Origin of the sequence: Pseudomonas sp. ARP3 (genome assembly GCF_001029595.1) — a bacterium.
In the GTDB taxonomy this organism is placed as follows: Bacteria; Pseudomonadota; Gammaproteobacteria; order Pseudomonadales; family Pseudomonadaceae; genus Aquipseudomonas; species Aquipseudomonas rhodesiae.
On the sequence record NZ_LEKF01000009.1, the window covers coordinates 162,114 to 181,975 of the forward strand.

At 58.9% G+C, this 19,862-nt stretch carries 15 protein-coding genes; 4 read left to right on the forward strand and 11 right to left on the reverse strand.

Annotated features, from left to right (window positions below; translation table 11 throughout):
* Positions 1-14 precede the first annotated feature (14 nt).
* The 3 genes from rpsO (at position 15) to ABX75_RS13080 (ending at position 3,482) form a co-directional block, all read left to right on the forward strand.
* On the forward strand, positions 15-284 hold the full coding sequence (rpsO, locus tag ABX75_RS13070) for a 30S ribosomal protein S15 (protein WP_003177875.1): 270 nt from the start codon (positions 15-17) through the stop codon (positions 282-284).
* A gap of 193 nt (positions 285-477) precedes the next feature.
* A complete protein-coding gene (gene pnp, locus ABX75_RS13075; protein WP_034100707.1) occupies positions 478-2,583 on the forward strand; it encodes a polyribonucleotide nucleotidyltransferase in 2,106 nt (701 codons plus the stop codon).
* 296 nt (positions 2,584-2,879) lie between these two features.
* Positions 2,880-3,482, forward strand: coding sequence for a BON domain-containing protein (locus ABX75_RS13080; protein WP_034100705.1), 603 nt, complete (start codon positions 2,880-2,882; stop codon positions 3,480-3,482).
* A 229-nt stretch (positions 3,483-3,711) separates the two neighbouring features.
* Here ABX75_RS13080 and gstA read toward each other — a convergent pair whose 3' ends face one another.
* Positions 3,712-4,341, reverse strand: a complete 630-nt coding sequence (gene gstA, locus ABX75_RS13085) for a glutathione transferase GstA (RefSeq protein ID WP_034100703.1) — start codon at positions 4,339-4,341, stop codon at positions 3,712-3,714.
* A gap of 150 nt (positions 4,342-4,491) precedes the next feature.
* Between gstA and ABX75_RS13090 the strand changes: the two genes are divergently transcribed.
* On the forward strand, positions 4,492-4,833 hold the full coding sequence (locus tag ABX75_RS13090) for a helix-turn-helix domain-containing protein (RefSeq protein WP_047882055.1): 342 nt from the start codon (positions 4,492-4,494) through the stop codon (positions 4,831-4,833).
* 202 nt (positions 4,834-5,035) lie between these two features.
* On the opposite strand, the gene ABX75_RS13095 is transcribed toward ABX75_RS13090, so the two are convergent.
* The 10 genes from ABX75_RS13095 to ABX75_RS13140 all read right to left on the reverse strand — a co-directional run bounded on the left by ABX75_RS13095 (position 5,036) and on the right by ABX75_RS13140 (position 19,858).
* The gene (locus ABX75_RS13095) at positions 5,036-7,969 is read right to left on the reverse strand and encodes a DUF748 domain-containing protein (protein ID WP_047882056.1); all 2,934 of its coding nucleotides are present in this window, start codon (positions 7,967-7,969) and stop codon (positions 5,036-5,038) included.
* 87 nt (positions 7,970-8,056) lie between these two features.
* Complete coding sequence (locus tag ABX75_RS13100; protein WP_047882057.1) at positions 8,057-9,073, reverse strand: class I SAM-dependent rRNA methyltransferase; 1,017 nt, start codon at positions 9,071-9,073, stop codon at positions 8,057-8,059.
* 68 nt (positions 9,074-9,141) lie between these two features.
* The gene (locus ABX75_RS13105) at positions 9,142-10,011 is read right to left on the reverse strand and encodes an oxygenase MpaB family protein (protein WP_047882058.1); all 870 of its coding nucleotides are present in this window, start codon (positions 10,009-10,011) and stop codon (positions 9,142-9,144) included.
* A gap of 16 nt (positions 10,012-10,027) precedes the next feature.
* Positions 10,028-11,965 (reverse strand): acetate--CoA ligase, encoded by a 1,938-nt coding sequence (acs, locus tag ABX75_RS13110; RefSeq protein ID WP_047882059.1) that lies wholly within the window; start codon positions 11,963-11,965, stop codon positions 10,028-10,030.
* Positions 11,966-12,070: 105 nt separating this feature from the next.
* Entirely contained in the window at positions 12,071-13,735 is a 1,665-nt protein-coding gene (gene pgi / locus ABX75_RS13115; RefSeq protein ID WP_034100692.1) for a glucose-6-phosphate isomerase, read from the reverse strand.
* Positions 13,736-13,956: 221 nt separating this feature from the next.
* A complete protein-coding gene (gene panC / locus ABX75_RS13120) occupies positions 13,957-14,808 on the reverse strand; it encodes a pantoate--beta-alanine ligase (RefSeq protein WP_034100690.1) in 852 nt (283 codons plus the stop codon).
* Positions 14,805-15,605 (reverse strand): 3-methyl-2-oxobutanoate hydroxymethyltransferase, encoded by an 801-nt coding sequence (gene panB / locus ABX75_RS13125; RefSeq protein ID WP_034100689.1) that lies wholly within the window; start codon positions 15,603-15,605, stop codon positions 14,805-14,807. Before panB ends, panC begins: the two co-directional genes overlap by 4 nt.
* A 214-nt stretch (positions 15,606-15,819) precedes the next feature.
* Entirely contained in the window at positions 15,820-16,317 is a 498-nt protein-coding gene (gene folK, locus ABX75_RS13130; protein ID WP_034100686.1) for a 2-amino-4-hydroxy-6-hydroxymethyldihydropteridine diphosphokinase, read from the reverse strand.
* A 2-nt stretch (positions 16,318-16,319) separates the two neighbouring features.
* The gene (locus tag ABX75_RS13135) at positions 16,320-17,723 is read right to left on the reverse strand and encodes a polynucleotide adenylyltransferase PcnB (protein ID WP_034100683.1); all 1,404 of its coding nucleotides are present in this window, start codon (positions 17,721-17,723) and stop codon (positions 16,320-16,322) included.
* A gap of 695 nt (positions 17,724-18,418) precedes the next feature.
* The gene (locus ABX75_RS13140) at positions 18,419-19,858 is read right to left on the reverse strand and encodes a sigma-54 dependent transcriptional regulator (RefSeq protein ID WP_034100681.1); all 1,440 of its coding nucleotides are present in this window, start codon (positions 19,856-19,858) and stop codon (positions 18,419-18,421) included.
* Positions 19,859-19,862 lie beyond the last annotated feature (4 nt).

Below are 19,862 nucleotides of genomic sequence, written 5' to 3' on the forward strand. Positions count from 1 at the left end.
AAAAGGATTGCCTCATGGCTCTCGACGTTCAAGAAAAAGCACAAATCGTAGCTGACTATCAGCAAGCTGTTGGTGACACTGGTTCGCCAGAAGTGCAAGTTGCACTGCTGACCCACAACATCAACAAGCTGCAAGGTCACTTCAAGGCCAACGGTAAAGACCACCACTCCCGTCGTGGTCTGATCCGCATGGTAAACCAGCGCCGTAAGCTGCTGGACTACCTGAAAGGCAAAGATCTGGGTCGTTATCAGACTCTGATCGGTCGCCTGGGTCTGCGTCGCTAATAAGCGATTGCGCTAGAGGTTGGTTGTCTGCCGTGTGTCAGTGGAATCCCGCTGGCCCATGGCAGGCTCCCAGCCTCAAGTTTTATCTGGATACACGTTTTACCCTGGACGAGCGTCGGGCCGATTCCCGGCATTGCCCAAGAATTTCGCAAGAAGACAAGTTCCCCAAGAGCCACAAAGAAGGTAGGACACCGTGAACCCGGTTATCAAAAAATTTCAGTTCGGTCAGTCGACCGTTACCCTCGAGACAGGCCGTATCGCCCGTCAAGCCTCCGGCGCAGTGCTGGTTACCGTTGATGATGACGTTACCGTATTGGTGACCGTTGTTGGCGCCAAGACCGCTGACCCTAGCAAAGGCTTCTTCCCTCTTTCCGTTCACTACCAGGAAAAGACTTACGCTGCCGGTAAGATCCCTGGCGGTTTCTTCAAGCGCGAAGGTCGTCCTTCCGAGAAAGAAACCCTGACTTCCCGACTGATCGACCGTCCGATCCGTCCGCTGTTCCCTGAAGGCTTCATGAACGAAGTGCAGGTTGTCTGCACCGTCGTGTCCACCAGCAAGAAGACCGATCCGGACATCGCTGCGATGATCGGTACTTCGGCTGCCCTGGCCATCTCCGGCATTCCTTTCGATGGCCCGATCGGCGCTGCCCGCGTTGCGTTCCACGAAAGCACCGGTTACCTGCTGAACCCGACTTACGAGCAACTGAAAGCGTCGAGCCTGGACATGGTCGTTGCCGGTACCTCGGAAGCCGTACTGATGGTTGAATCGGAAGCCAAAGAGCTGACTGAAGACCAGATGCTGGGCGCTGTACTGTTCGCCCATGACGAATTCCAGGCCGTTATCAAAGCGGTCACCGAGCTGGCTGCTGAAGCCGCCAAGCCAACCTGGACCTGGGCTCCGCAAGCCGAAGCTACCGAACTGCTGGGCACCATCCGTTCTGAGTTCGGCGCTGCCATCTCCGACGCCTACACCATCACCGTCAAGGCCGACCGTTACGCTCGCCTGGGCGAGTTGAAGGATCAGGTGGTGGCTAAGCTGTCCGGTGAAGAAGGCCAGCCTTCCGCCAGCGACGTCAAAGCTGCATTTGGTGAAATCGAATACCGCACCGTTCGCGAAAACATCGTTAACGGCAAGCCACGTATCGACGGCCGCGATACCCGTACCGTGCGCCCGCTGAACATCGAAGTCGGCGTTCTGCCGAAGACTCACGGTTCGGCCCTGTTCACCCGTGGTGAAACTCAGGCACTGGTAGTTGCGACCCTGGGCACTGCCCGTGACGCACAACTGCTGGACACCCTGGAAGGCGAGAAAAAAGACCCCTTCATGCTGCACTACAACTTCCCTCCGTTCTCGGTGGGCGAGTGCGGTCGCATGGGCGGTGCGGGTCGTCGCGAAATCGGTCACGGCCGTCTGGCCCGTCGTTCGGTTCAGGCCATGCTGCCGGCTGCTGACGTGTTCCCGTACACCATCCGTGTCGTATCGGAAATCACTGAGTCCAACGGTTCCAGCTCCATGGCTTCCGTGTGCGGTGCTTCCCTGGCATTGATGGACGCCGGTGTGCCGATGAAGGCGCCGGTTGCCGGTATCGCCATGGGCCTGGTGAAGGAAGGCGAGAAGTTTGCCGTCCTGACCGACATCCTGGGTGACGAAGACCATTTGGGCGACATGGACTTCAAAGTAGCCGGTACCGCTAAAGGTGTTACTGCGCTGCAGATGGACATCAAGATCAAAGGCATCACCGAAGAAATCATGGAAATCGCTCTGGGCCAAGCCCTTGAAGCGCGCCTGAACATCCTCGGCCAGATGAACCAGATCATTGGTCAGTCGCGTACCGAACTGTCGGAAAACGCTCCGACCATGATCGCGATGAAGATCGACACCGACAAAATCCGTGACGTTATCGGTAAAGGCGGCGCGACCATCCGTGCGATCTGCGAAGAAACCAAGGCCTCGATCGATATCGAAGACGATGGTTCGATCAAGATCTTCGGCGAAACCAAGGAAGCTGCGGAAGCTGCACGTCAGCGCGTGCTGGGCATCACTGCAGAAGCTGAGATCGGCAAAATCTACGTAGGTAAGGTTGAGCGCATTGTCGACTTCGGCGCATTCGTCAACATCCTGCCAGGCAAGGACGGTCTGGTTCACATCTCCATGTTGAGCGACGCTCGCGTTGAGAAGGTGACCGATATCCTCAAAGAAGGCCAGGAAGTGGAAGTACTGGTACTGGACGTGGACAACCGCGGCCGTATCAAACTGTCCATCAAAGACGTAGCAGCGGCCAAAGCCTCGGGCGTTTAATTACCCCTAGTTCTCAAGCTAAAAAAAGGACTCTTCGGAGTCCTTTTTTTATGGCTGCTGGAAAATGCCTAAAAATCAGACGGTTAATGAAAACCCAAATGCCGCAACTTGCATGCAGGTGTTGAGGGCTTCATGCAATATGCACGATTCCGGAAATGGTGTTGATTTGTAAGTCATTGTTTTTAAAGGTTTTAATAGCAAGAATAGAATTGGCACAGTGTCTGCAATATCCCTGTTAACGCTGCAGCATTGAGGTTTACACGCTGCAGACTTTTAATAAAACAGGAGTTACTCGTATGAAGAAGTTCGCTCTCGCTACCGCAACAGCTACCGCTCTGACCCTGGCTATGGCCAACGCTGCCTTCGCCCAACCTACTCAGGCGCCGATGACCCTGGCTGCTGGCGAGATGACCAAGGCTAAAGAGTCCACTTCGGATACCTGGATCACCACCAAAGTCAAAGCTGACCTGCTGACCGAAAAAGGCATTCCAGGTTCGGACATCAAGGTTGAAACCAACAAAGGCGTGGTTTCCCTGTCTTCCGATGTAGCAATTTCGGACTCGCAGAAGGCGACTGCCGTAGCTATCACCAAGAAAATCAAAGGTGTTACCGCTGTTTCCGCTGATGGCCTGATGGCTGGCGGCGCTGCAAAGGCTGACAACATCGACAAGTCCAAAGAAGCCACTTCGGATACTTGGATCACCACCAAGGTGAAAGCTGACCTGGTAACCGAAAAAGGCATTCCTGGCACTGACATCAAGGTCGAGACCAACAAAGGTGTGGTTTCCCTGTCGTCCGCTACCCCAGTGACCGAATCGCAGAAAGCCACTGCTGTTGCGATCACCAAGAAAATCAAAGGCGTGAAAGCTGTATCGGCTGATGGCCTGAAAGCTGAGTAACGCTCAATGGTTCGTCTGAGCTTAGCGGCGGCGGCGCGTGAGTTAGATATCCACTCAATGCACCTCTGAGATTCATGCGACCGACTACACGGATGTGGTCATTACAGGCCCCGGCACTTTGTGTCGGGGCCTGTTCTATTTTAAGGCCGACTGCAATAAGCGAGCCTATTGCACCGGGGGAGCTAGTATTGATTGTCCATAGCTATCTCGAATCGGCCTGCACCCACGTTCACGCAAGACCTTCGTCTTGCAACGCTTTTTGAACGGCAGGACGCACTTTAACCCGGTCATACCAGGCATGTAGGTTAGGCAAATTGTCGAAGTGAATGTCGGCCCTGTAATAACTGGTCAGCCACGCGGCCTGCCCCCAGCCTGTCAATGCGAACAAATAGGCATCCGCCACAGTGAAGGAATCACCCATGAGGTATGGGCGAGTACTCAACTGTTCGTCAATCCAGGCGAAGCGCTTCTCCAACTTCGGCTTGGCAGTGTCTACGTATTTACCTGCGAGTGTGGAGTACAACAGCGGAATGAACCCCTTATGAATCTCAGACGCCAGGAAACTCAGCCACTCTTGAAGCCGGTATCGATCAAGGGTGCAATGGGGGGGAACAAGCCCAAGCTCCGGCCTCAGGTCACCCAAATATTGCACGATTGCTGGGCCTTCACGCAGGATAGTGCCGTCGTCCAGCTCGATTGCCGGCACATAACCAAAGCTGTTGACCTCGAAGTAATCGGCACCTGATTCGGTGAGGTGTTTCTTGTGATCGACTTTAACCAGCGTGGCGTCGAGACCAAGCTCATTCATGACGATATGGGGCGATAAGGAGCAAGATGCGGGGATGTAGTACAGCTTCATTTACAGACTCCAGAGCATGAGCGAGCGCTTTCAATTCCAACACAGAGGTGGTTTCAGCTCATTCTAGATGTCAGGTATAAAATAGGAAGAACGCACTATTTTGTAGTATAGGTACAAAAAATATACCTGCATGCGTTTAGGATTTTGACCATGAAAGACAATATATCTGGCTGCTCGGTCGAAGAAGCGATGCGTTTGCTCGGTGGTCGCTGGCGTCTGCTCCTTGCCTCATACCTGCTCAATGGGCCAAAGCGCTTTAATGCGCTTAGGCGGGACATCCCCGCTATTTCCCAACGAATGTTAACCCTCGATTTACGCGCTCTTGAGGAAGCAGGTCTCGTCAAACGTACAGTATTTCCCACCGTGCCCGTCACGGTTGAATATGAGCTCACACTCGACGGACGGCGGTTAGAGCCTGTGGTTGAGGTAATGAAACAGTTTGGGCTATGGGTCAAGAGCCGCCAGTGCGTTGATGGCGTCGGTCCAGCTTAACGTGCCTTAGTTAGTCGCCATTCCACGTAGGCTGCGGTAGCTGGCTGATCTTAATTACCGGCTGCGCCTGCAGCCGTTTGAGGGCTTCCTTCAAAGTACGCCAAGACTGTGACTTGGCGTGAGGTAGGCATCATCGTCTTTGGGGCCAGACGGACACTACGAGCACGGCCCCAGCCACAATGCGCCTAGATACGCCCCCTCACTACTCGGCATCCAGATGCATTGGCGTCACCACGCTACCGTCTTTTTCAGCCTGGCCTAACTGCGCATCAATGAAGTAAACCCGATCGTCTTCCAATTGCCCTTTATCCACCAAGTAGTCCTTGATAGTGCTGGCACGGTCTTGACCCAATTGGCGCAACAGCACATCACTGGTACTCCAGAACTTGATCACGCCGTCCTTAAGCTTCGCCGAACGCTCGTCTCGGCTCAGGTCTTTCCACTCCGCGGGCGGCTGCTGTTTCAAGCGGGTTCGGTAGATGCCTTCCAGCAGGGGCGCTTTCTCGCTTTCCGGTACTTGCAGCAATGAGGCCTGGGCCGGGACTTTGTCTCCCCGACGCTGCAGCATCTTGTAGTAGTTGTATTGGTATTCGCGCTCCAGACGTTGTTCAGCCAGGAATGGCCCGTCGCTGCTGGCGGCGGCAGTGCCTTCGATTTCCAGGCGCAGGGTAGGGCGTTCTTTAAGCGCTGTGGCCAGTTTATTCAGCGCGCCTTCGGCGTCCTTGCTCAATTCGCTGGAGCCCGGTGCGAACGAGACGTTGCCCAAGTCTTCGGCACCACCGCCGGTGACCAGCCCGCCAATGAATTTAAAAGGCGCCGTGGCGGCGCGAACCACCAGGTTTCGCAGGGTCTGCCAAACGATCGGCATAACGCTGAATTGGGGATTGTTGAGGTCGCCACTGACGGGCAGCTCGATGGATATCTTGCCGTCACTGTCTTTGAGCAGTGCGATGGCCAGACGAATCGGTAAATCCACCGCATCGGCACTGTCGACTTTTTCCCCCAATTGCAGCTGTTCGACCACTACTTTGTTTTCGGCTTTCAGTTGGCCTTTGGTGATCACGTAATGCAAGTCGAGGTTCAGGCGGCCCTTGCGGATACGGAAACCGGCGAACTTGCCTGAGTAAGGCGTGAGGGTGGTCAGTTCGACCCGCTTGAAGCTGGTGGCGATGTCCAGCGCCGCCATCGGATCGAACGGGTTGACACTGCCTTTGATCGTCACGGGCGCATAGCGGTCGACCTTACCCTTGATGTCGACGCTGGCAGGCTTGGCCTGGCGGCTGTCGATGGTACCGATCTGGCCGTTGAGCTGTTGAATCGCCGTGGCGAAGTTAGGCGTGAGGCTGAAGTCGGCAAAGTTGGCCGAGCCGTCGTTGATCGCAATCTGCCCAATGCGAATGCCCAGCGGCTTGTCTTTGCTCGCAGCCGGTTTGGCTGTCGACTTGGCGCCAGTGTCCGCCGGCTGCGGAATCAGCAGGTCATCAACGTTGGTGGTGCGATCATCGTTGATCATGAAACGGGCGTAGGGCTGCAGCAGGTTGACCTTATCGATCGACAGGCTTTGGCCATGTTGGTAATTCACGCCTTCGAGTACCAGACGCTGCCACTTGAGAAAGTCGCGGGTCTTCAGCGTATCGAGGGTGTGCAGTTGGTCGACCTGAGCCCGGCCAGTGACTTGGAGTGCCAGCGGTTCGGTGCTTTTGAGGTTGACGTCCAGATTGCTCCCGAGCATGCCGCTACGCAGTTCCAGGCGTATGAAAGGGCTGATATAGGACTGGGCGACACGCAGGTCGATGTCCTGGGTCGTGACTTTCAATCTGGCGCTGACCGGGTTGAGGTTGACCTCACCACTGGCCTGCAGCTTGCCCTGTTTGCCCAAGCCGCTATCGATTTTCAGGTTGAAGGGGCTGCCGTTGAGGCTGTCGAAGTTCTGCATGTCGACGTTCAGCGGGCCCAGTTCCAGTGCGACCGCAGGCTTGGCCTGACGATCAGCCAGGTGCACTTGGTAGTTGCGCAATTGCACATCCTTGAGCAGCACTTGCCATGGCTTGCTGGGCGCGGCGGGTTCTGCCTTGGGCGAGTCGGCGGTGGCAGGGGCGCTGGCCGGCTCCGGTGCCTTGGCCGGTTTGCTCGGTTGGCTGGCGAACAGTTTTTGCCAGTCCAGTTGCCCGTCAGCCTCACGCGCGGCCCAGGTTTCGAGCTTATTGCTGCGGATTTTGCCGACGACCACTTGCTGTTTCGCCAGGTCCACGGTGGTGTCGCTGACGTCCAGACGCTCCAATCGCACCAGTGGCCGGCCGTCCGGCGCCTTGATGGCAAACGGCGCGATACTGGCGGCGGTGTTGGTGAGGTTCAGTTGGGTATCTTTGGCCAGGCTGAGGGTGTATTCGGTGCTGAAATTGAGTACGCCATCTTCAAGCACCAAGGGCAGTGCGTCGCGCACATACGGCCACCAGGCTTTCATTTTGCCGTCGGTGACCTTCAGGGTGCCCTGGGACGTGATCGGCACCAGGCTGAAATTGCCTTTCCAGTCGATATGCCCGCCCTCGGGGCCGGCCGCGACCAGGGTCATGTCGGCATTGTCCTCAGGCAGGGTGCTGAGGTTCTTCAGTTCGAAGTCGAGTTTGTCGTAGAGGAATTCGATGGGCTCGCTGGGGCGCAAGTCCTCAAAGTGCAAATAGCCACCGGCCAGTTTGATGTTGTCCACACGCAGCGGGAAGGGCTTGGCGTCAGGATCAGTCGGTGTTGGCTCACTGGGTGGTAGTTTGAACAACTGCGCCAGGTTCAATTGGCCGGATTTGTTGAACAGCAATTCGGTCTTGGGCTTGTCCAGTTGCACTTCGGCCAGATGCAGGGCGCGGGTCCAAAGGCTGTCGACCTGAAGGTTGGCATACAGACGCTCGAAGCCCAGCTGCTCCTTGCCCGGGTCACCTATTTTCAGGCCCCAGACCGTCAGCTCAAGGCTGAACGGGTTCAGTTCGATCCGCTCGATGCGTGCCGGCACTGTGGCGTACTCGGCCAATTGTTGGTTGGCAATGCGAAGGCCAATGCCGGGGAGGATCAAAAAGCCCAGCAAGCTGTACAAGGCCAGGGCAGTCAACAAGGCGCCGGCGGCGCGGATCAATCCTTTGGGCATGGGTGACGCCATCTATGTCGAACAAGGAGTGCCTTGGAGTATGGCACGGGTTTTCGGTTCCGAAGAGCCGGGCGTTTGGGACGAATCTTACAGCTGCAGGATCAGCGTTTTCAGGGGCGGCTGTTGATCTTGCGATGGGAAATCCGCGCCCGGAGTCATCACTTTCCAATCACGTACAGGGCGCCCGGCTTTTTCCGCGCAGCGCAGCACCTGTTCACGCCAGTCGTCCATGCTGACCTTTGCCAAGTTATTGCAGCAGATCAGCACGCCGTTATCGGCGGTGGTGAGCAGGGCGGGTTTGAGCAGGCTTTGATAGTCGCGGAGCAGGTCGACGGTGCCGAAGGCGCTTTTGGCCCAGGCGGGTGGGTCGAGCAATACCAGGTCGTATTGGCGCTGCTCCAGGCGCGGGTAGCTGGGCAGTTTCTGCCCGCGACGCTGAGTGATCGGCAGGCCGGCCAATTGGCGAATGGCGGGGAAGTAGTCCGATTGCACGAAGTTCATCGTTTGCAGGTGGGGGTTGAGCTGGCCATTTTCGCGCCCGACCGCCAGGTTGCCTTCGGCGAAGTCCAAGTTGCACACCTCCCGAGCCCCCCCAGCGGCGGCGCTCAGGCCCACACCGCAGGTGTAAGCGAACAGGTTCAGCACGCTCTTGCCGGCGGCGTGTTCTTTGACCCAGCCACGTGTGTTGCGCAGATCGAGAAACAACAGCGGGTCCTGTCCGGCATGCCGTCCGCGCACACGGTAATTGAGGCCCCACTCGTGGCCGACCAGGTCTTGCAGAGCGACGGGGTCGGCGCGGTACACCGAGTCTTCGCGATCGATCCGCGAGTTGCCTCGGGAGCGGTCGTTGTACACCAGCAGCAACTCCATACCCATGTACTGGTTGATCTGTCGATGCAGGTCCAGCAAGTCGGATGCTTGCAGCGACTGATGGAAACTCTGCACCAGCAACTGCGGGCCATAGCGGTCGATGGTCAAGCCGCCGGCGCCTTCCTGGCTGCCATGAAACAGTCGGTAGCAATCGGTGCCTTGAGCATGCAGCTCGTGGATCAAGTCTTGGCGATGGTCGAGGGCGGCGCGCAGCGCCTGGTTCAGGGGAGACATGGAGCGCGCCTTGCTTTAGGTAAATGTGGGCAATGAGGGCGCGAAGTCTACCAGCTAAGGGATGCGGCCTACAGCAACCCCATCCGTCGATGGGCGCGGTGCACCGAACCATCGCGCATCGCCCAGCGTAGCAACGGTGCGCTGCGCTTGACCCCGGCTCGGATCATCCGGCGCTGCAGCGGGTTCTGATGCTGATCGAGCATTTCACTGGCCCAATCCGGCAGCAGGTCGATGCCGGCCTGCATCATCAGAGCGCCAAACGGCTTGGCCAAGGGGCTGGGCGCGGGCGCATTGAGCAGCAGGCGTAGCACTTCCCGGCTGCGCTCGTCGCATAGCAGTTCGGGGCGGATGCGCTCTAGATACTCAGAAATTTCCTGCCTGGAACGCGGTACGTTCTGCGCGCCCAAGCGTTCGGCGACCAGCGCAATCTCGCTGTAGTAACGGTCCTGATCGGCGCCTGAGAGGCGTGGGTTGCGATAGCGCAGATGGGCGGCGAGAAAGTTGCTCACTTCCGCCACATGCACCCACGTCAGCAGCGCCGGATCGCTCGCCGCGTAGGGGCGCCCGTCCGGGGCGTGGCCGACCACTTGCAGGTGGATGGTGCGCACTTTCTCGATCAGCCAATCAGCGTCCTTGCGCGCGCCGAAGGTGGTGCCGGAAATGAACTGCGAGGTACGTCGCAGACGTCCAAGCATGTCCTGGCGAAAGTTCGAGTGGTCCCACACTCCGGCCAGCGCCAGGGGGTGCAGGGCTTGCAGCATCAATGCGCTGATCCCGCCGATCAGCATGCTGCTGAAGTCGCCATGCACTTGCCAACTGATCGAATCCGGCCCGAACAGGCCTGGATCGCCCTTGGGGTTCTCCAAGTCCAACTGGCCCAGTGACAGCCCCGTCAGACTCATCAACTGGCTTTCGATACGGCTGCGGATAAATTCCATGGCGACGTAAGGCTTCCTATCGGTTCAAGCGTTTGTCGATGAGGCCGTCCACTACGCTGGGGTCGGCCAGGGTTGAGGTGTCGCCGAGGCTGTCCAGCTCGTTGCAGGCAATCTTGCGCAGAATTCTGCGCATGATCTTGCCGGAGCGGGTTTTCGGCAGGGCCGGTGCCCATTGGAGCAGTTCCGGCTTGGCAAAGCTGCCGATTTCCTGGCTGACCAGTTCCAACAGGTGTTTTTTCAGCGAATCGCTGGGCTCCACGCCGTTCATGGGCGTGACAAACGCATAGATGCCCTGACCCTTCACATCATGGGGATAGCCCACCACTGCGGCTTCGGCCACTTGGTCGTGTAGAACCAGAGCGCTCTCCACTTCGGCAGTACCGATCCGATGACCGGAGACGTTGATCACATCATCGATACGCCCGGTGATCCAGTAATCGCCATCCTCATCGCGCCGCGCGCCGTCGCCGGTGAAGTAATAGCCGGGGTAGGGTTTGAAATAAGTGTCGATCATGCGTTGCGGATCGCCGTAGACGCTGCGGATCTGCCCCGGCCAGCTGGCCTGGATTGCCAGCACGCCGCAGCCTGGGCCAGTGAAAGGGCGGCCGTGTTCGTCCAGCAGTACCGGCTGTACGCCAAACATCGGCTGAGTAGCGCAGCCGGGTTTGATGCGCTGGGCACTGACCAGCGGGCTGAGCATGATGCCGCCGGTTTCGGTCTGCCACCAGGTATCGACAATCGGGCAACGTTGTTCGCCCACGGCGTTGAAGTACCAGTCCCAGGCTTCCGGGTTGATGGGCTCGCCTACGCTGCCCAGCAGGCGCAGGCTGGCGCGGGAAGTGCTCTCCAGCGGGCCGTGTCCCTCACGCATCAAGGCGCGTAACGCGGTGGGGGCGGTGTAGAAGATATTCACCTGGTGCTTGTCGATCACTTGCCAGAAGCGCGAGCTGTCCGGGTAGCTGGGGACGCCTTCGAACATCAGCGAGGTGGCGCCGTTGGCCAGCGGTCCATACACGATGTAGCTGTGGCCGGTGACCCAGCCGACATCGGCGGTGCACCAGAAGACTTCGCCGTCGCGGTAGTCGAGCACGTACTTGAAGGTCATCGCCGCTTGCAGCAGGTAGCCCCCGGTGGTGTGCAGCACGCCCTTGGGTTTGCCGGTGCTGCCGGAGGTGTACAGGATGAACAGCGGGTCTTCGGCGTCCATGGGCTCGGGCGGGCAATCATCGCTGGCGGCGGCCAGGGTTTCTTGATATTTCAGGTCACGGCCGTCGCTCCAATTCACGGACGCGCCGGTACGTTGCACAACCAGCACGGTGCTCACACGCGGGCAACTGGCCAGGGCTTTGTCGACATTGTTTTTCAGCGCCACCGGCTTGCCGCCGCGCACACCCTCGTCGGCGGTGATCACGGTGCGGCAATCGGCGTCCAGGATGCGGTCGCGCAGGGCATCCGGCGAGAATCCACCGAACACGACCGAGTGCACTGCGCCGATGCGCGTGCAGGCCAGCATGGCGTAGGCGGCTTCGGGGATCATGGGCATGTAGATGCACACCCGGTCACCTTTCTTCACGCCACGGCTTTTCAGCACGTTGGCCAGGCGGCAAACGTTCTGGTGCAGTTGGCGGTAGGTGATCTTGCTGGAGTTTGTCGGATCGTCGCCCTCCCAGATGAAGGCCGGCTGATCGGCGCGGTGCTGGAGGTGGCGATCGATGCAGTTATAGCTGACGTTCAACTGGCCGCCGGCGAACCAATGGGCGGCACCGGTGTTGATATCTGACAGTTGGACGGTATGCCATGGGGTTATCCAGTCGAGAAAAGCGCTGGCCTGCTCGGCCCAAAAAGTATCGGGTTGCTCGATGGATTGGCGGTAGAGGCGCTGATAGTCCTCTTGACTGAGTTGTGCTGCCCGGCGGACGGCATCGGCGGCGGGAAACGTGCTGATATCGAACATGAGCGGTCCTTATTCTTGTTGTCGGGACAAGGCATAAAGATGCACCCAGCGTGGGGAGGGGGCAAGGCCAACGTCCAAACGGACGTTGGCCTTGCGGCAGTGCGATCAGCCGCGGTGACGCCCGCGGAAGTAGTTGATCAGGCCCTGGGTCGAAGCATCCTCGGCCGAGGTTTCTTCGGCACCGGTCAGGCGGTTGTACACGCCCTTGCCCAGTTCTTTACCCAGCTCCACACCCCATTGGTCGAAAGCGTTGATACCCCAGATCACACTTTGTACAAACACTTTGTGCTCATACATGGCGACCAGAGCACCCAGGCGACGCGGGCTGATGCGCTCGACCACCAACGTGTTGCTCGGGCGGTTGCCCGGGATCACCTTATGCGGCGCCAGCTTCTGCACCTCTTCCTCGGCGATGCCCTTGTCACGCAACTCGGCTTCGGCTTCGCTGCGGGTTTTGCCGAGCATCAGCGCCTGGCTTTGAGACAGGCAGTTGGCGTACAGCCACTGATGGTGATCGGACACAGGGTTGAAGCTGACAATCGGCACGATGAAGTCGGCCGGAATCAACTGAGTCCCTTGGTGCAGCAACTGGTGGTACGCGTGTTGACCGTTGCACCCCACGCCGCCCCAGATCACCGGGCCTGTGTCGGTGGACACCGGCGTGCCGTCCTGGCGCACGCTCTTGCCGTTGGATTCCATGTCCAACTGTTGCAAGTGCTTGGTGATGTTACGCAGATAGTGGTCGTACGGCAGGATCGCATGGCTCTGCGCACCCCAGAAATTGCCGTACCACACGCCCAAAAGGCCCAGCAGCACGGGCATGTTGGCTTCGAACGGTGCGTTCTGGAAATGCTGGTCCATGGTGTAGGCGCCGGACAGCAATTCCTTGAAGTTGGACATACCGATGGCCAGGGCGATGGGCAAGCCGATGGCCGACCACAGCGAGTAACGGCCGCCGACCCAGTCCCACATCGGGAAGATGTTTTCTTCGCGGATACCGAAGGCCACAGCTGCCGCGTTGTTGCTCGACACTGCAATAAAGTGGCGATACAGCTCGGCTTCCGAGCCACCCTGGGCCAGGTACCATGCGCGTGCGGCCTGGGCGTTCTTCAAGGTTTCCAGGGTGTTGAAGGATTTCGACGAGACGATAAACAGCGTGGTCTCGGCGCGCAGCTTCATGGTCAGTTCGTGGAACTCACTGCCGTCGATGTTCGCCAGGTAATGGCAGCGTACGCCCTTATGAGCGTAGGACAGCAGGGCTTCGGAGACCAGCTCCGGGCCGAGGAACGAGCCACCGATACCGATGTTCACCACGTCGGTGATCGGTTTTTCGGTGTAGCCACGCCACAAGCCGTCATGGATACGGCCGACCAGATCAGTGATCTGATTCAGCACTTTGTGCACGTCCGGCATGATGTTCACGCCGTTGACCGACAACTTGTCGCCCACCGGACGGCGCAGGGCCGTGTGCAGGGCCGGGCGGCCTTCGGACGAGTTGACTGGGTCGCCGGCATACAGCGAATCGATGGCGCCCTTGAGATTGACTTCCTTGGCCAGGGCCACCAGCAGGTCACGGGTTTCGCTGGTGATCAGGTTTTTCGAGTAATCGAGGAAAAGTCCGCAGCTGCTCAAGGTGAATTGGGAAAAACGCTGGGGATCGGCATTGAACGCTTCGCGCATGCTGAAATCCTGCATGGCTTGGCGGTGTTGAGTGAGCGCTTGCCAGGCGGGCAGAGCGGTAACGTCATGAGGAGTGCGGTAGTACGCCATCGCTGCGGGTTTCCTTTTATTACGGGGACTGCCTTTAGGACACTTCAAAGCCCGGAACATCCAGTCTTTTATTAGGGGCTGGGTTCCAGATAGCGCTAACCATAGCGCAGGGCGATTACATTAAACCTAGCGTGGGCATATGTCTTGGCTTTGTCTGTGCTGTAGCCGGTACTTTTTTATACCGGCACAGCGGGCGGAGCAATGGCGGGGTGTCGGCAGGGTCAGTCGAGGGTCAGGTGCAGGTTGTCGATCAGGCGGGTTGCGCCCAGATAGGCGGCGACCAGAATCACCAGGTCACGGTCTTCGGCCGTGGCCGAGCGCAGATTTACGCCCTGACGCACTTCCAGGTAATCCAGGCGCAACCCGGCGGCTTCGATCTGCTCCACCTGTTCGGCGCGCAGCCTGGCGAAATCGCGATCGCCGGATTTGATCGCAGCGGCCATCTGGCTGAGGCTGCGGTACAGCACCGGCGCGATGGCACGTTGTTCATCGCTGAGGTAACCGTTGCGCGAGGACAGCGCCAGGCCGTCGTCGGCGCGTACGGTGGGTTCGCCGATGATCTGGATCGGCATGTTCAGGTCGCGCACCATGGCGCGAATCACGGCCAGTTGCTGGTAGTCCTTTTGACCAAACACCGCGATGTCCGGCTGAACCATATTGAACAGCTTGCTGACTACCGTGGCCACGCCCTCGAAGTGACCGGGGCGGCTGGCGCCACACAGACCTTCGGACAATTGCGGGACACTGACGCGGGTCTGGCCGGCCATGCCGTCGGGGTACATCTCTTCGACGGTCGGCGCGAACAGCAGGTTGCAGCCAGCCTGCAGGAGTTTTTCCTGGTCGGCGGCCAGGGTGCGGGGGTATTTATCCAGGTCTTCGCCTGCGCCGAATTGCAGTGGATTGACGAAGATACTCGCCACCACGAATTCGGCCTGTTGCGCGGCCTTGGTCACCAGCGTGGCGTGGCCGCTGTGCAGGTTGCCCATGGTGGGCACAAAGCCGATGCGTTTACCGGCCTTGCGCGCATGGGCCACGGCCGATCGCAGTTCTCGTACGGTTTTTACGGTGTTCATGCAGAAAATCCGTGTTCGGCGCCGGGGAAGGTCACGCCTTTGACTTCGGCGACATAGGCGCTCAAGGCGGCGTGGATGCTGTCCTGGCCGAGCATGAAGTTCTTGACGAACTTCGGAACCCGGCCGCTGATCGACAGCCCGAGCATGTCGTGCAGCACCAGTACCTGGCCATCGGTGGCCGAACCGGCGCCAATTCCAATCACCGGTACTTTGACGGCCTGGGTGATTTCAGCGGCCAGTTCGCTCGGCACGCATTCCAGCAGAATCATTGCGGCGCCGGCTTGCTCCAGGGCGATGGCATCGGCACGCATCTGTCGCGCTTGGGCTTCCTGGCGGCCTTGCACTTTATAGCCGCCGAGCAGATTGACCGACTGCGGGGTGAGGCCCATGTGTGCGCATACCGGCACGCCGCGCTCAGCCAGCAGGCGGATCGACTCGGCAAGCCATACGGCGCCTTCGACCTTGACCATGTGGGCGCCGGCCTGCATCAGTTTTCCGGCGTTCAGGAAGGTTTGTTCGAGGGTGGCGTACCCCATGAACGGCAGGTCGGCGATGATGAACGCACCATCATTGCCGCGCTTGACGCTGGCGGTGTGGTACGCCAGTTCATCCGTGGTCACAGGCAGTGTGCTGTCATTCCCTTGAAGAACCATGCCCAGGGAGTCGCCCACCAGCAACACCTCGACCCCGGCCTGGCAACTGGCGTGGGCGAAAGTGGCGTCATAGCAGGTCAGCATGGCGATTTTTTCACCTTTGAGCTTGAGGCTCTGCAAGGTGGTCAGGGTAATGTCTGGCATGAAAAGGGTCCTCGTTCAGGCGCTTGGAAACAGCGAGTAACGCGCGTGAGTCTTCGTTTATACAGGCGCACCGTCTTGAGAGCAGTGCTTATAAGGCCTGGATTGCGCCCTTTAGCGCCGGGTTGGCGGCAGCGGGACGCCTATAGTCGTGAGGAGGGCACGGGAAGTCAATTGGATGTGTTACCGCATTGTTACGACGGCGGTGTTACCGCTGTTACTGACGCGATTCAGCAACTGGGAGCCGTTCCAGGCCGACAAACGGGCAGGCTTCGAGCAGGGCGCTGAGGCGTCTGCCATCCGGCAATTGCAATGCGGCGGGCGCCAGTTCGGCCAACGGGTACAACACAAACGCACGCAAGTGCATCTGGTAGTGGGGCACTTTCAGGCGCGGCTGGTCGATCAGGTGATCGCCAAACAGCAGGATATCCAGATCAAGGGTACGAGGGCCCCAGCGTTCGAGGCGTTCGCGGCCTTGGTCATTTTCGATAGCTTGCAGCGCGTCGAGCAGGTCCAGGGGCGCCAGGTCGCTGTCCAAGGCTGCCACTGCGTTGGTGTAACGCGGTTGCCCGGGCAATAGGGAGTCACTTTGATAGAAGGCGGACACCCCGGCGAGGGTAGTGCCGGGCAACCGCGCCAGCGCTTGGACAGCATTGCGCAGTTGTTGCTCCGGGGCCGCCAGGTTGCTGCCCATGCCGATGTAGATACGTTCCACGGTTACTCGCCTGCGGTGCCCGATGCATCGGCGGCGCTACGTTTGCGCTTGGCACCGCTGCGACGACGCTTTTTCGGCCCTTCGCCAGCACCATCGCCTTTGCTGCCCAGCTCACGGATCATCTCGCGGCGTTCGCTGTCATTGGCATCCTGGTAGTCGGTCCACCATTCGCCCAGGCCGTCGGTCTGTTCGCCGGCGCTTTCGCGCAACAGCAAGAAATCGTAGCCGGCGCGGAAGCGCGGGTTGTCCAGCAACAGATCGGCGCGTTTGCCGCTGCGGCGTGGCAGGCGTTCCTGCATGTCCCAGATCTCGCGGATCGGCAGGGTGAAACGTTTCGGAATTGCAATGCGCTGGCACTGCTCAGCGATCAACTCGTGAGCGGCTTCCTGCATGGCCGGAATCGGCGGCATGCCCCGTTCCTGCAAGCGCAGCACACGTTTTGGCAGGGCTGGCCACAACAGCGCAGCAAACAGGAAGGCTGGTGTCACCGGCTTGTTCTGCTTGATGCGCAGGTCGGTATTGATCAGCGCTTCGCTGATCAGCGTGTGGGTGTAGGTGGGGTTGTATTCCAGCGCCTCGGCACTGGCCGGGAACAGCGGATCGAACAACTGCAGGTCGACGAGCATTTCGAAGGTATCGGCCGCGTAACCCGAGAGGAACAGCTTGAGCACTTCTTCGAACAGGCGCGCCGAGGGGATTTCCCGCAGCATCGGCGCCAGGTCGCGAATGGGGGCGGCGGTGTGTTTCTCGATCCCGAAGTTTAGCTTGGCGGCGAACCGCACGGCGCGCAGCATGCGTACCGGGTCTTCTTGGTAGCGCTGGGTCGGGTCGCCGATCAGGCGGATCAGGTTGTTGCGAATATCGTGCACGCCGTTGGCGTAATCGAGGATGCGCTCGCTGACCGGGTCGTAATACAAGGCGTTGATGGTGAAATCGCGGCGTTGCGCGTCTTCTTCCAGGGTGCCGTACACGTTGTCACGCAGGATACGCCCGCTTTCGTTTCGGGAAGACTGGTTGGTGTCTTCCTCTTCATCGTTTTGCGGATGCCCGGCGCGGAATGTGGCGACTTCGATGATTTCTCGGCCAAAGTGGATATGCACCAGTTTGAACCGGCGACCGATGATCCGCGCATTGCGAAACTCGGCGCGCACTTGTTCGGGCGTGGCGCTGGTGGCGACGTCGAAGTCCTTGGGCGTGATGTTGAGCAGCATGTCGCGTACGCAACCACCCACCAGGTAGGCCTGGTAGCCGGCGTTCTGCAACCGTTCGACGATATTCACCGCATAACGGCTGAACTGAGCACGTTGCAGCGAATGCTGGCTGCTATTGAGCACTTCAGGCGTGCTGCGTTTGTGTTGCGTACGACGCAAGGGAGAACGGAATGACTGGAACAGCTTCTTCAGCATGGGATGCACTGTTTGAAGGAATGTTCGGCCAAAACGTAGAATGACCGCATGATGGGCCGGGATTCTAGCATTTAGTCAGGGGATGGTGTAGGAACAAGCTGCAGGCATTGCGCCATAAGCTTTGGAAGGTCAAATCGCGGAAACTACAAGGGGAGCCGAAGCTCCCCCAGAAGTAGTTGCGTGCTCTATTTTTATTATTGATTTCGGGCTTCTTGTTTTTGTTGATCGCCCTCGCCATGAAGCTTCACCTTCATGACACTCCCAATCGGGAGTCAAGAGCAAACGGATTGCTTTGGTCGCTGTGTTGCTGATCTACGATCCAACCAGTTCAGGCTCTGCCTTAGGGCAGTTTTTGTTGTTCTCGGCCTGGTTGCGGGGCAAGCCCCAAATGCAACGCCTCTCCAAAAGAATCAGTTAGCTGCGCCTCCGCCGTGTTGTTTTTGTTATGCGTGAGTCGATTCGTCTTATTTTTATTGTCTTGTACAAAGCTTGTTATTGTTTTTGTACTAAGCATATAGCAGGGTGCGTGCCAACTTTTGTGTCGTCCAGCAAAACCGGGGGGTTGAGGAGGTTTCGGTTTTTTGACAGGCCAAAAAAAGCCGGGGCTTCGTTACCGTAAGCCCCGGCTTTTGTTACGCGGGTTGTCCGCGGTAACAGTTTTTTCACATTTGCCGGTGTTACCGGTGGGCGCGCCCTCAGCTCTCGCTGGCCACGCCGGTCTTACGCCGAGGAATGCCCAAGCGCTGACGGCGTTCCCACAGGCACTTGCGGCTCACGCCTAATTTGCGCGCCAGCTCGGTCTCGGTCATGTGGTCCTGATGCTCCAGGACGAAATGCTGGAAGTAATCTTCCAGCGACAGATCTTCCGTCGGCTCATGGCTGGTGTTACTGGCCGCGCCCTGTTGCGGCGCCAAGCCGATGAACTCGTCGTCTTCCAGGTCGCTGAGTTCGATGTCAATGCCCAGCAGCTCAGCGGAAATTTCCGGGCTTTCCGACAGAATCACCGCGCGTTCCACGGCGTTCTCCAGCTCGCGCACGTTACCTGGCCATGAGTAATGCCGAATGGCCTGTTCGGCATCCGGGGCAAACTTCAGGTCGGTACGGTTGATGCGCGCGCTCTGGCGCTGCAGGAAGGCATTGGCGATCTCGTTGACGTCTGCACCACGCTCGCGCAAGGCAGGCAGCTTGAGAGCGATCACATGCAAGCGATAGTACAAGTCTTCACGGAACTGGCCGATCTTGGCCAGGCTCTTGAGATCGCGGTGGGTCGCCGCGATCAGGCGCACATCCACCTTTTGCGATTGCACCGAGCCTACACGGCGAATCTCGCCTTCCTGCAGTACTCGCAGCAGCCGCGCCTGTGCTTCCAGCGGCAGCTCGCCGATTTCGTCGAGGAACAGCGTGCCGCCGTCCGCCGCTTCCACCAGCCCCGCACGTCCAGCGCTGGCGCCGGTAAAGGCGCCTTTCTCGTGGCCGAACAGTTCGGATTCAATCAGCGATTCTGGGATCGCCGCGCAGTTCACCGAAATCATCGGAGCTTTGGCGCGCTTGGAGAGGTTATGCAGGGCGCGGGCCACCAGTTCCTTACCGGTCCCGGATTCACCCTGGATCAGTACATTGGAGTCGGTGGGGGCGACTTTGCGGATCTTGCCGTAAAGGTCCTGCATCGGTGGGCAGGAGCCGATGATGCCGATCTCGCCGTTGCTGTTGTCGACGCCAGGCTTTTCTGAGCCGTTGGCAGCCTTGCTGGCGGGGCGCTGCTCGGCGGGAGCGCTGCTGGCCGACTGGCGGTCGCGCAGGATGCGGGCCACTGCCTGGAGCATTTCGTCATGGTCGAAAGGCTTGGCGATGTAGTCCACCGCGCCCATCTTCATGGAGTCCACTGCTGAGCGCAGGCTGGCGTAGCTGGTCATGATCAGCACCGGGGTGCCTTGGCCGAGTTTGATCAACTCAGTGCCGGGCGCCCCGGGCAGGCGCAGGTCGCTGACGATCAAGTCGAACGTGGGAATGCTGAAGCGCTCCTGGGCTTCCTGCACCGAGCCGGCTTCGCTGACTTGATACTGATTGCGTTCAAGCAGGCGACGCAAGGCAGAGCGGATAATGGTTTCGTCTTCGACGATCAAAATGTGCGGCATTGAT

Bases quoted from the DNA above. Each gene is read 5' to 3' on its own strand.
- rpsO (WP_003177875.1), top strand. From the start codon at position 15: ATGGCTCTCGACGTTCAAGAAAAAGCACAAATCGTAGCTGACTATCAG.
- ABX75_RS13080 (WP_034100705.1), top strand. From the start codon at position 2,880: ATGAAGAAGTTCGCTCTCGCTACCGCAACAGCTACCGCTCTGACCCTG.
- gstA (WP_034100703.1), bottom strand. From the start codon at position 4,341: ATGAAGCTGTACTACATCCCCGCATCTTGCTCCTTATCGCCCCATATC.
- ABX75_RS13090 (WP_047882055.1), top strand. From the start codon at position 4,492: ATGAAAGACAATATATCTGGCTGCTCGGTCGAAGAAGCGATGCGTTTG.
- ABX75_RS13095 (WP_047882056.1), bottom strand. From the start codon at position 7,969: ATGCCCAAAGGATTGATCCGCGCCGCCGGCGCCTTGTTGACTGCCCTG.
- ABX75_RS13100 (WP_047882057.1), bottom strand. From the start codon at position 9,073: ATGTCTCCCCTGAACCAGGCGCTGCGCGCCGCCCTCGACCATCGCCAA.
- ABX75_RS13105 (WP_047882058.1), bottom strand. From the start codon at position 10,011: ATGGAATTTATCCGCAGCCGTATCGAAAGCCAGTTGATGAGTCTGACG.
- acs (WP_047882059.1), bottom strand. From the start codon at position 11,965: ATGTTCGATATCAGCACGTTTCCCGCCGCCGATGCCGTCCGCCGGGCA.
- pgi (WP_034100692.1), bottom strand. From the start codon at position 13,735: ATGGCGTACTACCGCACTCCTCATGACGTTACCGCTCTGCCCGCCTGG.
- panC (WP_034100690.1), bottom strand. From the start codon at position 14,808: ATGAACACCGTAAAAACCGTACGAGAACTGCGATCGGCCGTGGCCCAT.
- panB (WP_034100689.1), bottom strand. From the start codon at position 15,605: ATGCCAGACATTACCCTGACCACCTTGCAGAGCCTCAAGCTCAAAGGT.
- ABX75_RS13135 (WP_034100683.1), bottom strand. From the start codon at position 17,723: ATGCTGAAGAAGCTGTTCCAGTCATTCCGTTCTCCCTTGCGTCGTACG.
- ABX75_RS13140 (WP_034100681.1), bottom strand. From the start codon at position 19,858: ATGCCGCACATTTTGATCGTCGAAGACGAAACCATTATCCGCTCTGCC.